Origin of the sequence: Desulfotomaculum sp. OF05-3 (assembly GCF_003435535.1) — a bacterium.
Lineage (GTDB): Bacteria > Bacillota > Clostridia > Lachnospirales > Lachnospiraceae > Pilosibacter > Pilosibacter fragilis.
This window is the reverse complement of sequence record NZ_QWGO01000009.1, coordinates 63,122-76,533: the sequence shown is the minus strand read 5'-3', so window position 1 is coordinate 76,533 and position 13,412 is coordinate 63,122. Positions and strand designations below refer to the sequence as shown.

Annotated in this window: 10 protein-coding genes; 8 read left to right on the top strand and 2 right to left on the bottom strand. The window is 49.9% G+C overall.

What is annotated here, in order from left to right:
• Nucleotides 1–17 precede the first annotated feature (17 nt).
• The gene (locus DXA87_RS06900; protein ID WP_015553210.1) at nt 18–464 is read left to right on the top strand and encodes a DUF1934 domain-containing protein; all 447 of its coding nucleotides are present in this window, start codon (nt 18–20) and stop codon (nt 462–464) included.
• Between the two features lie 156 nt (nt 465–620).
• The gene (locus tag DXA87_RS06895) at nt 621–1,562 is read left to right on the top strand and encodes an AEC family transporter (RefSeq protein WP_117503646.1); all 942 of its coding nucleotides are present in this window, start codon (nt 621–623) and stop codon (nt 1,560–1,562) included.
• A gap of 85 nt (nt 1,563–1,647) precedes the next feature.
• Here the strand turns inward: DXA87_RS06895 and DXA87_RS06890 are convergent, their stop codons facing one another.
• Complete coding sequence (locus tag DXA87_RS06890) at nt 1,648–2,109, bottom strand: hypothetical protein (protein ID WP_015553212.1); 462 nt, start codon at nt 2,107–2,109, stop codon at nt 1,648–1,650.
• Between the two features lie 392 nt (nt 2,110–2,501).
• Here DXA87_RS06890 and DXA87_RS06885 point away from each other — a divergent pair, with 392 nt between their 5' ends.
• On the top strand, nt 2,502–3,956 hold the full coding sequence (locus DXA87_RS06885; RefSeq protein WP_242992125.1) for a M20 family metallopeptidase: 1,455 nt from the start codon (nt 2,502–2,504) through the stop codon (nt 3,954–3,956).
• 143 nt (nt 3,957–4,099) lie between these two features.
• Here the strand turns inward: DXA87_RS06885 and DXA87_RS06880 are convergent, their stop codons facing one another.
• Nucleotides 4,100–5,221: a DUF362 domain-containing protein gene (locus DXA87_RS06880; protein WP_117503645.1), complete on the bottom strand. Its 1,122-nt coding sequence runs from the start codon at nt 5,219–5,221 to the stop codon at nt 4,100–4,102.
• Between the two features lie 309 nt (nt 5,222–5,530).
• Between DXA87_RS06880 and DXA87_RS06875 the strand changes: the two genes are divergently transcribed.
• The 5 genes from DXA87_RS06875 to DXA87_RS06855 all read left to right on the top strand — a co-directional run bounded on the left by DXA87_RS06875 (nt 5,531) and on the right by DXA87_RS06855 (nt 13,348).
• Nucleotides 5,531–7,192, top strand: coding sequence for a hypothetical protein (locus DXA87_RS06875; protein ID WP_117503644.1), 1,662 nt, complete (start codon nt 5,531–5,533; stop codon nt 7,190–7,192).
• 235 nt (nt 7,193–7,427) lie between these two features.
• Nucleotides 7,428–8,765 (top strand): dicarboxylate/amino acid:cation symporter, encoded by a 1,338-nt coding sequence (locus DXA87_RS06870; RefSeq protein WP_117469123.1) that lies wholly within the window; start codon nt 7,428–7,430, stop codon nt 8,763–8,765.
• Nucleotides 8,766–9,024: 259 nt separating this feature from the next.
• A complete protein-coding gene (locus DXA87_RS06865) occupies nt 9,025–10,722 on the top strand; it encodes a LytS/YhcK type 5TM receptor domain-containing protein (protein ID WP_117503643.1) in 1,698 nt (565 codons plus the stop codon).
• A gap of 207 nt (nt 10,723–10,929) precedes the next feature.
• Nucleotides 10,930–11,745 (top strand): LytTR family DNA-binding domain-containing protein, encoded by an 816-nt coding sequence (locus DXA87_RS06860; protein WP_117503642.1) that lies wholly within the window; start codon nt 10,930–10,932, stop codon nt 11,743–11,745.
• A gap of 166 nt (nt 11,746–11,911) precedes the next feature.
• The gene (locus DXA87_RS06855; protein ID WP_015553217.1) at nt 11,912–13,348 is read left to right on the top strand and encodes a carbon starvation CstA family protein; all 1,437 of its coding nucleotides are present in this window, start codon (nt 11,912–11,914) and stop codon (nt 13,346–13,348) included.
• The last annotated feature ends 64 nt before the right edge of the window (nt 13,349–13,412 follow it).

Genomic DNA, 13,412 nt, shown 5'->3' with positions numbered 1-13,412 from the left:
TATCAGGGGAGATTTACATGACAAAGGATATTTTAGTCCGTGTCCGGGGGGTACAGACGATCGGTGAGGAAGAGGACACGGTCGAGATGATCACCCCGGGGACGTATTATGTGAAAAACGGCAAGCAGTATCTGATCTATGATGAGTCGCTTGACGAGACGGGCACACCGACCCACAATACGGTGAAGGTGATGGAGAACCGGATCGAGGTCATGAAACGCGGACTTGTGGAGAGCCACATGATCTTTGAACCCGGAAGACGGACGACAGCAAACTACCGGACGCCGATGGGACTGTTCCTGATGGGGATCACGACTTCCCTGCTTGAAGTTGAGGAGGACGAAGAGTCCATTCTTCTAAGAATCAAATATTCCATGGAGATGAACGGGGAGTATGCATTCGACTGCAGTACAGAAATTCTGGCATCATCGAAAAAGGATGAAGTGCTGGGAATTTCAATATAGAGAAAAGACTTGATATGGGGATGTTGAAAGGGTTACACAAATACGCATTTCCTGACAGCTCAGGGAGATGACAAAAAAGAAAGGACGCAGCTGGCCTGTAGATCGTATTCGGAGAAATAGCGGTCGAAAGAACAGCTGTGAGAGGACAAACGATGTATGGAGAGTTTTTTAGTCGCGGTTAATGCGGTCATCCCGTTCTTCTGTTATCTGGCGCTCGGATATACGATGAAGATCAGAGGAGTTGTGAAAGAGGAATTTTTACAGAAGCTGAACCAGATGGTCTTCCGGGTATTTTATCCGTTTATGACCTTCTACAATATTTATAAAGCCGATGCCGAGTCGCTTCCGAGACCATTGCTTTTGATTTTCACGGGTGCAAGTATCCTGATCGTGGAAGCTCTCCTGATCGTGATCATTCCGAAGATCGTAAAGGAAAACCCCAGAAGAGGCGTTATCATCCAGGCGATTTTCCGAAGCAACTTTGTTCTGTTCGGACTGCCGCTCACGATCGCGGTATTCGGAGATTCAGCGGCATCGATCGCGGCTATGATGGTTACGGTCGTTGTGTCGATCTACAATACCACATCGGTATTTATTCTTGAAATGTTCAACGGAGAGGGAAAATCAGATATTAAGAAGACACTGAAGGCGGTGGCAACGAATCCGCTCCTGCAGGGTGCCATCGTGGGTCTGATCTTCTTTTTCCTCGGGATCAAGCTTCCGGGAAGTCTTGTGACCCCGATCGCAGCGTTCTCCAATATGACTTCTCCGCTGGCGATCTATGTGCTCGGTGGAACCTTACAGTTTAAGGCAATCCGGAAAAACCTCAAATATCTGGTTCCAACGCTTACCTGCAAGCTGTTTATCCTTCCGGCGATCATCATCGCGATCGCTTACGCCTTTGGACTTCGTGGACTTGAGCTGTTCCTTCTGATCGCTGTCTACGCGACACCGGTTGCAGCCGCATCCTACCCGATGGCGCAGAATATGGGCGGTGACGGAGAGCTTGCCGGACAGTTTGTCGTGATCAGTACGGCGGTGTCCATGTTTACACTGTTCTTATGGATCTTCTTTATGAAGTCTGTAGGATTGATTTAAAATCAAATAAAAAAGCCCTGTCTTCTGGATGAAACTAAATTCATCAGAAGAGGGGGCTTTTTTATTTTGTCTTTTTCTTGTCGATTCAGTCTTTTTTGAAAATTCCTTTGATACGCTGACCGATCGTTTTCTTCTTCGGAAGCGGGATCAGTCCTCCACGCGGAACGGACTTGATCGCTGTGATGTAAAGACCGCTGATCTCAACCTTGACCTCAGTCTTTAACGGGAGCTGAAGGAAGACCTTTTCATCGGCGATCATGGTCATGATCTTTGTACCGATTTTTGCTTTAACTACCGGAACCTTCATCCACTTTGCATACCATGGAGTCTGCTCATAAACGATCGGCGGGAGTCCGGCTTCCTTTATTTTCAACTTTTTCTTGTCGATCGCCATCAGACTCACAGTCTGCTTAGCGGCATCGATCGCGCTCTGCTGTTCTACCTGGCGCTTTTCCATCTTACGTCCGAGGAAGTAAAGCACAGCGAGGACAACGACAAGGATCAGGAGAATGACAAGAATGACATTTGCTACGATACTCCAGTTCATGTGGATACCTCCAGTGTGTTCACGTTCGCCCTGTATCACAGGGCATTACCTGTAAATTATACCATCGCAGGTATAAAAGCGCAAGCTTAATTTGATTCAGCAGAAAGCCAGCAAAAAGCCATGTCCAAAAAACTCCGAAGCCGGAAGTGGCTGTGAAGAGCAACATAAATAGAGGAGAAAATTTGATATAATTAAAACGGAAAATTTACTTTACACACAAAAGAATAAAAAGGTTGCGCATCATGGAATAAAATAGTATAATTATAGATAACTGGTTGCGTATTGTGCAAAAAATCAGAATAACTCGAATATGCAAGTTCGAGGGCCGCTTTTAGAAAAAATGAAAAAAGCAGTGCGGACAACAGCCGGAAATCATGTACAGGAAAGGTGATATGGAGATGGGAAAACAGACAGCTTGGGAAGAAATTGATAAGAAATCCAGCGAGATCTTTACCGCCAGCGACGAGATCTGGGGCTGCGCGGAGACTGCCTTCACGGAAGACAAGTCGATGAAGATCCTCTGCGATGTTCTGAAAGCAGAAGGTTTTACAGTTGAGACAGGTCTTGCGGATGTAAAGACGGCATTTAAGGGCACGTTTGGTTCCGGAAAACCTGTGATCGGTATCTTAGGCGAGTTCGATGCCCTGTCCGGACTGGATCAGGAAGCGGGAGCTACTGAGAAGATCGTTGTGCATGATGGCGCCAGCGGACACGGCTGCGGACATAACATGCTCGGCACAGCGTCCCTCTCCGCGGCGATCGGAATCAAAAAATATCTGGAAGAAAGCGGAAAACCGGGAACCGTGATCTATTTTGGCTGCCCGGGTGAGGAAGGCGGATCCGGAAAGGCATTTATGGCGAAAGGCGGAGTGTTCGCAAACCTTGATGCCGCGATCACATGGCATCCGGGAGATTTAACGCAGGCCGACACGGGAAGCTCCCTCGCAAACTATCAGGTAGCGTATAAATTCTATGGAAAGAGCGCCCACGCAGGCGGCGCACCGCATCTTGGACGAAGCGCCCTTGACGCGCTGGAACTTATGAACATGGGTGTCCAGTTCTTAAGAGAGCATGTGGTTCCGGAAGCGAGAATCCACTATGCGATCACAAACACCGGCGGATACTCCCCGAACGTTGTACAGCCGTACGCGGAAGTTCTGTATCTGATCCGTGCCCCGAAGAACAGTCAGGTGGAGGAGATCTATCAGCGTGTCAACAAGATCGCTGAGGGTGCTGCCCATATGACAGAGACCCGCGTGGAGATCGATTTCGTAAAGGGCTGCTCGAACCTTATGAGCAACAAGGTGATCGCGAAGGAACTCTGGGACAACCTTGTGGAGCTTGGCGCTCCGGAGTACACGGAAGAGGAGATGAAGTTTGCCAAAGCCATCAGCGAGGGCGTTGGCGACAGCCGTTTTGAGTCCTTAGAGAAGATCGCAAAGAACTGCAAGGACAAAGCAGCTAAGGCGGAAGTCCTTTCCCATAAGGGCGAGAGCATGTACCGCTTTGTCGCTCCGTTCAACCCGGACGGAATCATGTCCTTCGGTTCCACGGACGTCGGTGACGTGAGCTGGAACTGCCCGACTGCCCAGGCCTACGTTGCTACATGGGCGGCTGGAACACCGGGCCACTCCTGGCAGGTTGTTTCCCAGGGCAAGAGCGGACTGGCACACAAGGGACTGATCTACGCGGCAAAGGCAATGGCAGGCGCAGCGATCGATATGTATGAGGATCCGGAGATCATCGCAAAGGCGAAAGCGGAGATGGAGGAAGAGCTGGATGGCGACACCTATCACTGCCCGATTCCGGACGGATGCAAGCCGAGAGCGATTGGAATGAAGATGTAAAAAATTGATGGATGCGATTGAGCGGGAATAGATCTTTCCGGCGAACATGAAGGGAATGACGCGTTGCAATCGTACATAAAAAGCGGGGAGAAGTTCCGTAAAATGGAACTTCTCCCCGTTTTTTATTTCAAGGAAGATCCTGATCAGATCCGTTTCAGCTCATACTGTCTTGTGCCGAGACCGATCTTTTCCGCCTGATCGAGAGTCGCCTGCCATTCGATATTTGGGTTGGAATCCTTGAAGTGATCATGGTGGCAGTGCCATCCCGGCTGGGAGAGATGTTCTCCAAGCTGGCTATTGGCGATTGGAGCTGCCTTCAGACAGGTATCCGCGCAGGCCTGGTCCAGAGCGACCGGATCGAAGCTCGCGAACATTCCGATATCCGGAAGGATCGGGGCATCATTTTCACCGTGGCAGTCACAGTTCGGGCTGATATCCTGCACAAGGGAAATATGGAAGCACGGGCGGTCATAACAGACAGCCTGCGCGTACTCTGCCATCTTGCGGTCTAAAAGCTCGTTGGCATTGTAGTTCGGGTTGTAGATAGCATCAAAGCTGCAGGCACCGATACAGCGGCCGCAACCTTTGCACTTGTCATAATCGATGACGGCTTTCTTATTTACATATGTAATAGCATCGCTTCCGCACTCCTTCGCACAGCGTCTGCAGCCGCGGCAGAGCTTCTCACGGACGGACGGCTTTCCGCTTGCATGCTGCTGCATTTTTCCGGCACGGCTTCCGCAGCCCATACCGATGTTTTTGATGGCACCACCGAAACCGGTGGATTCATGACCTTTGAAATGGGTCAGGCTGATAAAGACGTCGGCGTCCATAACCGCGTGGCCGATGAAGGCCGTCTTGCAGTATTCTCCGTTTACGACCGGAACCTCCACCTCGTCAGTTCCGCGAAGACCGTCACCGATGATGATCTGGCAGCCGGTGGAGATCGGGTTGAAGCCGTTGAGGTTTGCACAGTCTAAGTGATCCAGGGCATTTTTTCTGCTGCCCGGATACAGGGTGTTGCAGTCGGTCAGAAACGGCATGCCGCCCTGTTCCTTACAGAGATCCGCAACGGCTTTCGCGTAGTTCGGACGAAGGAAGGCGAGGTTTCCAAGCTCACCGAAATGCATTTTGATCGCGACGAATTTTCCGTCCATGTCAATGTTTTTGATCCCTGCAGCAACGCAGAGCTTTTTCAGCTTGTCCAACTGGCTGGTTCCAACCGAACACCGGAAATCGGTAAAATAAACCGTTGATTTTTCCATGCTTACAAAGTCCTCCTTTAATAAATGATTCGCAACGCTCCATTACCGTAAAGTCTGCGTTTTACTGCGGCGAGTACGGCCGGCGCGACCAGTGCGGTCAGCGCGCAGCCTGCTGAACCGTTACGATCTTTCTAATAAAAGTATCACCGTAAGTCTTAAATTAGTCAAGGATAAATTTTGCGGAATTTTTTTAGGATAAATTTTGCAGAAATTTTTATATTGTGGTATAGTAAACGGGAATCGGTGTGTGCCGATGCATACCAGAAACAAAAAAGGAAGCTGTGAAGAACAGTTATAAAAGGTGATTGTATGAACATAAGAAAACTGGCAAGACCAGCGGCAGCGCTTTTGGCCGCCGCAGCCCTGATGGCGGGGATCCCTGAACTTCGGATGGAAGCGCAGGCGGCATTTCCGGAATACTTAAAATCCGTGACCTACTTCGGCGATGCCTGGCCGATCAACTACTGGGGAACTGAAGATGATAACATGGGGGCAAATTTTGCCCGCATCAAGGCGGACGGCTTCAACAGCATCATTCTCGTGATCCCGTGGAGAGAGTTTCAGCCTGGGGATATGGGAAATATGTACAATGAGGCTGCTTTCGCCAAGCTCGATCAGGTCATGAAGTGCGCGGATGATCACGGACTTATGGTGACGCTGCGGATCGGTTACTGCTGGGATTACAGCGGTGAAGCGTCCCTTCCGGAGCGATATGCCGGTGTGGTGCAGGACGGAAGCAATGACAGGAAGATGTGGATAGATTACTGTAAGACGATCTATGACCGGGTATCCGACTACGGGAACTTTCAGGGTGGATTTATTACCTGGGAGGACTTCTGGGACTATACGTCAAACATGGACCGGGATCTCACTAGAGCCCTCAGTATCCGTCTGGCATCCAGATGCGGATATCAGGATTACCTGAAGGCCCACTACTCCCTTGCGGAGGTCGGCGCGGTCTACGGAAAGACATTCCAGGATTATTCCGAGATCTGGATCCCGGAGAGAAAGCGCCCGGAGGCGAAGCTGTTTTTTGAGTTCTATGACAGCTTTTTAAATAAGCTCCTCTCCGAGAGTCAGGAAGTGTTCCCGGGACTATCCATGGAAATCCGGTCCGACGGCGACCCGATCTACCAGCTGGACGGAAGCCATACCTACTATTCCCACTCCGCCACGTATCCGTGTGCCGATGCAGAGTACTCCGCTCTTATGTACAGCGTGTCCCTCGGACAGCAGAACGTAGGAGACCATATTTCCGCGGAAACAGCGCTGGCATCCATGCAGAACAGCATGAACGGTCTGGTGGAAAAGAGCGGAAAGAAGTATTTTATGGAGCAGTTCCTCTATGCGGATTCCACAGAGGCATTCTCCTACAATACCCAGATCGAGGAGTCCCAGGTGGCGGACTTTGTGAAGAATACCGCTCCGATCTTAAAGGATACTACCTGCGGCTACGGTCTCTGGGTATACCGGAATTATGTAAATGATTGTGTATACAATGGCCAGTTCGCTCTGGGACTCACGGGGTGGGATACTACCGGAAATGTTGAGAAAACGGAACATGACGGGTCGAAGGCAGTCACCCTGTCAAAAGACAGTGTGCTCAGCCAGAATGTCCATGGGCGTCTTGGAAAAAGGGACAAGATCTATGTAAAATTCTGGGCGGCACCGAAGAACGGTGCAGCGAAGGTCACCTTCCAGATCGGTGACGCTAAAAAGTCGGTCCAGGTGACGGAAGCGGGAAATTATGAGTGTTCCATCCCGTGGCAGGAAAACTACAATCTCTCGATCACGACAGACCGAAGCGTGACACTGGACAATATTAAAATGTATTCCCACGAGCAGTACGGCAGGATCTATGACACAGACGGCAACGAGCAGGATCTCGCGGCGGCGTTCCGGGAGTTAAATGCGGCACTGGATCAGACACAGACTTTGGAGCCTGTTCCGGCAGCCGATTCCAGTAAATAAAATTTCTGTAAAAAAAACATAAAGAAATTTGAAATTCCTACTTGCGGAATTGCTCAGACTACGATATAATCTCCGGGATAGTTTGACAGGGATCGAGAAAAACCTGTCAGTGTCCCGGAGATTTTTATGCGGGCAATGAGTCTAAGCCTGTGTCTGCATATCAGGAATGTTTTGGAGAGCCGCCCCAAAGCTTATGTTTCCGGGTGTGTTGCGCGGTTAAAAAAAGGAGGATTACATGGAGAAAAAGAAAAGTTCACTCGCTGTCAGAATGAGTATTTCCCTCGTCTGCGGTCTGGTAGCAGGTCTTCTGTTAATGTTCTTAAGAGAAAACCTCAACAGCACAGGCAAGGAAGCCGTATGGGCAACGATCAACAGCATCCTGTTTCAGGACATCACAGCGGCAGGCGCTGAAAAGGCACTAGGTATCTTCTATATTATCGGTCAGTTATTTATCCGTTCTTTACAGCTTGTCATCGTACCGATGGTATTCACATCCATCACACTTGCGATCGGACAGATTTCCGATACAAGAACTCTCGGCAGAATTTCCGTAAAAACGATCGCCGGTTTCCTGATCTGCTCTTTCTTCGCATTACTTATGGCGTGCGTAGTCGGAATCATGATCTACAATGCCGGTGTGTTCAATATTCAGGTGGAGGGTCTTGAAGGTTCTGCCGGATCTACCGGTTCCAACCCGTTAAATGTGATCCTTAACATTGTTCCGTCCAATATCACAGCGGTATTCAGTACAAACACTTCCGTTCTCGCGATCGTGTTCTTAGCGGTTTCCCTCGGTCTCTGCATGAAGGCAGTCGGCGACGAGAAGAGCGCAACATTAAAGAAGCTCATCACAGAAGTAAACGATATCGTTGTTGTATTCTTAAACTACGTTGTTACAAAGTTCGGTCCGTTCGCGATCTTCGTTCTCCTTGCAAGAACATTCGCGACATACGGAATCAACCACTTAAAACCGGCTCTGGCATACGTTGTCGTAACTGTTATCCTGCTTCTCTTATTCCTCTTCGTAGGATACCCGATCTTTGTAGCAGTTACAACAAAGCAGAATCCGGTGAAGTTTGCAAAGAAGATCTTCCGTGTAGCAGTATTCGGATTTTCCACTTCCTCCAGTGCGGCTGCTCTTCCGCTTAACGTGAAGACAACTACAGAGGAGCTCGGTGTTGATGAGAAGATCGCTTCCTTCGTACTTCCGCTCGGTATGACCATCAACATGAATGGTACCGCGATCATGCAGGTCGTTGCGACTCTGTTCATCGCAGGCTGCGCAGGATACGATGTAACCCTGTCCCAGCTCATCGTGATCGCTCTCTTAGCCCTGATCGCATCCGCCGGTACACCGGCAGCTCCGGGCGCAGGCGCGATCATCCTGTTCACGATCCTTTCCGGTCTTGGCTACATCAACGACGGTGCACTCTTAGCATACAGCCTGATCCTTGCGATCAACCGCCCGATCGAGATGTTAGTAACGGCGCTTAACGTTGTCGGTGACTCCGCAACCGCGATCTACGTTGCGAAATCCGAGGGAATGTTAAACGAGGATATTTACAATTCATAAGGAAAATACCGGCCTGGTTTACGGTCGGTGTGCAAAGCTCCGGAAGACCTGAGGGAAGAAGCCCAGGTCTTCCGGAGTTTTTTTATGTAACAGGAAATCCCGGGGAATTCCAAAGATGTGCACTCACGCGAAGATGTAGATTGTCGCAAGCGACCGCGCTTCACATTTTCTGAACAAATAAACAGAAAAATATGATATGATAAAAACATGTGAAAGAGGCAGACAAGAACATCCAGTCTGCGGGGACAGGGGGAGCTTTATGACAGGAACCATGTTTTTCAACATGCTTTTAAATATCGGACTGCTGGTGCTTCTGGCAACGCTGCTCACCAATATGGCATCGGTGCGGAAGCTGTTCCGGGGAGAGAATAGCACGATCATCCAGAAGATGGCGTTGGCAGTGATCTTCGGCGCCATCAGCATCGTGTCGACCTACACAGGGACAAAGACCGGCGGGGCCATCGTCAATACCCGCGTCATCGGCGTCCTGACCGCGGGGATCATGGGAGGACCGTTTGTCGGAATGATGACGGCACTCATCGCCGGAGCCCACCGGTTCCTGTTTGATATCGGCGGCTTTACAGCAGCCTCCTGCGCGGTTTCAACGCTGGTGGAAGGCGTGCTGGGAAGTCTGGTCTATAAAAAGTACAAGGCAGGAGAGATGGACAGCGTCGATCTGTTTTTCCTGACTGCAGAGGCGGAGATCCTGCAGATGGTGATCATTCTGATGATCTCGAAGCCTCTCGGTGCGGCGATGGAGCTTGTGGGAAAGATCGCGGTTCCGATGATCGTCATGAATTCTGTGGGAATGGTGCTCTTTTTCAAGACCTTTGATATGGTGTATATGCGCGAGGACAGCCTGTTTGCGGAGCGGATGCGCCTTTCCATGGGAATCGCGGACAAGAGTCTCGTCTATCTGAGAAAAGGTTTCGGAAAGCGGGAAAATATGGAGGCTGTGACTGATATCATTTTTGGTGAGATTCCATGTCAGGCGGTGATCATCACGGATGAAGAGGAAGTTCTGGCGGTGAGCTCCCTGATCGATGACAGCCGTTTCCGCCGGGAAAAGTTTCTGGAACATCTGACAGGACCGGCAAAAGGAATGAAAGCAGAATGTATCTGGGAGGAAGATCTCGAAGAGGAGATACGGCCGCTGTTTCACGCCCTCGTGACGGTGACAGTTCCGGTCATGGCCGGAGATGAGAAGATCGGAAGTCTGTCCATTGTCGTGAAAAAGAGACGCCGTGTGGAACGAAGCATCGGGGATTTTCTGGAGGAACTTGCGAAGATGTTTTCCACACAGTTAGGAGTCTACAATGTGGAATATCAGAAGAAATTGCGGAAAAAAGCGGAGTTTAAGGCGCTGCAGTCCCAGGTAAACCCACATTTTCTCTACAACGCGCTGAATACGATTTCCTGCATCTGTGATGAGGACGCGGGAAAGGCCAGTGACCTGATCTTAACGTTAGCGTCCTACTACCGCCAGACTCTGGAGAATGACCAGTACATGCTGGATATCGATACGGAGATCAATCATGTCCGGACGTATCTGGAGATCGAGGAGGCGAGATTTGAGGAAAAGCTTCGGGTGGAGATCAACGTGGAAGACGGTCTCTCCTGTCAGGTTCCGTCCTTTATCCTGCAGCCCATCGTGGAGAACGCTGTCCGGTATGGAAACAGCGCGGACGGGGTGCGCAGAGTGGAGATCTCGGCAAAACGGATGCAGAGCGGAACCGGAGAGGATCTGGTGCGGATCGGGGTCAGGGACCATGGAAAAGGTTTTGAACCGGAAGAGGCAGAGAGGATCCTGACCGGAAACAAGACCGGCAGTGTGGGATTAAAAAATGTGAATGAACGTTTGAAGAGTACATACGGAAAGCGTTATGGGCTGGAGATCCGGAATACGGATGACGGGGCGGATGTTTCGTTCTGTATTCCGTATCAGGCAGAGAGCTGACAGGAAAATACTGTGACCGGACGTAACTATTCAGTACCTTCATAGTTACGTGCAAAAATCCATTCCAGATCAGCTTCGCTGATGGGGTTTTTGCCTTCCAGCCTATGTTTTCTTACGGTCAGCGCAGCAAGTGCGCAGACCTACTGAACAGTTACGACCGGACTATTTTATACATTGGGGAAACTATGAGAGACAGGGGGAGATGTTTTGAAGATCGCAGTGATCGATGATGAGAGACCGGCAAGAAAAATGCTGATCCGCAGGGTGAAGGAAGTGCGTCCGGACTGTGAGATCACGGAAGCAGAGAGCGGATCGGACGCCTTAAAGATGTTTAATGAGGCGGATTCGTTTGATCTGATCTTTGTGGATATGGACCTCGGGGACATGGAGGGGACGACGCTGGCGGCCACGGCAAAAAGACTGTTTCCCGGGGCGAAGATCGTCTTTGCTACCGCCTATTCCCAGTATGCCGCGAAAGCATACGAGATGGAGATCGATGATTATATTTTAAAACCGTTCGATCCGGAGCGGGTGCACCATGTTGTGAAAAAATGCATTGGGGAAGGAAAACTTGATCCTGCGTGGCAAATGGAGGAGCAGGAGAGAAAAACGGAACCGGCAGCAGCAGAAAAACAGGGAGCAGAGCAGGAAAACACAGGTATGGAAGAGAGGCGCGAAGCAGCGGTATTCGGCAAGATCCCTGTGACGGCCAGCCGCGGAATCCTGTTTCTGGAGATCGCCCAGATCGTGTATGCGGAGACCGACGGACACGGATGTGTGGTCCACACCACATCGAGATCCTATGAGGTCAACCAGCTTTTGGGAGAACTTGAGAAAAAGCTGGCGGACTTCGGATTCTTCCGGATCCATAAGAGTTATCTCATAAATCTGTCATTTATTTCGGAACTTTTTGCAGGCAGCGGAAACGGACTTTCCGTACATATGAAGGGGTATGAGAGCCGGGAACTCCCGGTGGGAAGAGAAAAACTGAAAACATTAAAACAGCTGCTGAAGATCAGCTGACAGAAAGAGAAGCTGCGGCACTCCGTTCATGGCGAAAGGAGTGCCGTTTGTGCAGATAACCATGCTGTTCATGCAGGCCATCTTTAAATATTGTGCAAAATATACTATAATATATTTGCTTAAAGAAAAAGAACTAAGCATAATGTATATTCAAGGAGGGATTTGTATGATTAGTTTTCTCGTCTGTCTGGCACTTTTAATCGGAGGTTACTTTGTCTACGGCAACCTCGTAAATAACATTTTCAGTCCGGATGACAGAGAGACACCGGCAGTCAGAATCAACGATGGTGTCGACTACGTAGTCATGCCCCAATGGAAACTCTTTCTGATCCAGCTTCTTAATATCGCTGGTCTGGGCCCGATCTTCGGAGCCATGCAGGGTGCATTGTGGGGACCGATCGTATTTCTGTGGATCACCTTCGGTACGATCTTTGCCGGCGGTGTTCATGACTTCTTCTCCGGCATGATGTCCGAGAGAAATGATGGTGCTTCGATCTCAGAGGTATGCGGAATCTACCTCGGCGGCCTGATGCAGAACGTGATGCGTGTATTCAGTGTTGTACTTCTTGTCATGGTCGGTACTGTTTTCGCAGTTGGTCCGGCCGGTCTGATCGTAACCCTGTTCAGCAACGGCGGAGCACAGGGCCTTGTCGTAAACAAAGAGATGTGGCTCTGGATCATTCTGGCTTACTACTTTATCGCAACCTTTATATCTATCGACAAGATCATCGGTAAGATCTATCCGATCTTTGGTATCTGCCTGATTATCATGGCACTCGGTGTTGCTTTTGGTATCTTCACAAAACCGGAATATGTGATCCCGGAGATCTGGAGCAATTTCAGAAACATGCATCCGAGCGGAACACCGGTATGGAGCTTCATGTTCATCACCGTTGCCTGCGGCGCGATCTCCGGTTTCCACGCAACACAGTCACCTCTTATGGCGCGTTGTATGAAATCTGAGAAACAGGGGCATTTCGTATTCTACGGCGCAATGGTATGCGAAGGTATTATCGCCCTGATCTGGGCAGCAGCAGGATGCTCTCTCTACGAAGTGACAGGTGGTTTAAACACAGGTCTCGCAGAGATCATGAAGAACGGTCAGTCCGCAGCCATCTATGATGTCTGCCAGAAGACCATGGGCGGTGTCGGCATTGCTCTTGCTATGTTAGGTGTTATCGCCTGCCCGATCACTTCCGGTGATACAGCATTCAGAAGCGCACGTTTAACACTTGCTGACTGGTTCAAGGTTGACCAGAAGAACTGGAAGAACCGTCTGCTTCTCTGCGTACCGTTACTTGGAATCGGCGCTATCGTTGGACATATGGATTACAGCATCGTATGGAGATACTTCAGCTGGACAAACCAGACATTGGCTATGATCGTTCTCTGGACAGCAAGCATGTACCTCTACAAGGCAAAGAAGAACTACTGGCTCACAGCAGTTCCGGCAACCTTCATGAGCGCTGTTTCCATGACATATTTCTTCTGTGCAAAAGAGTGCTTAAACCTCGGTACTGCAGTTGCGTACCCGGTAGGTATCGTACTTGCGGTCGTATTCCTTGGAATCTTCATCCGCGCAACGAAGAAACAGACAGCATAATGTAAGATTATAATGACACGAAAGACAGGCTGCAAAGCTGGGAGTGTCTGACTGCAGATGATGC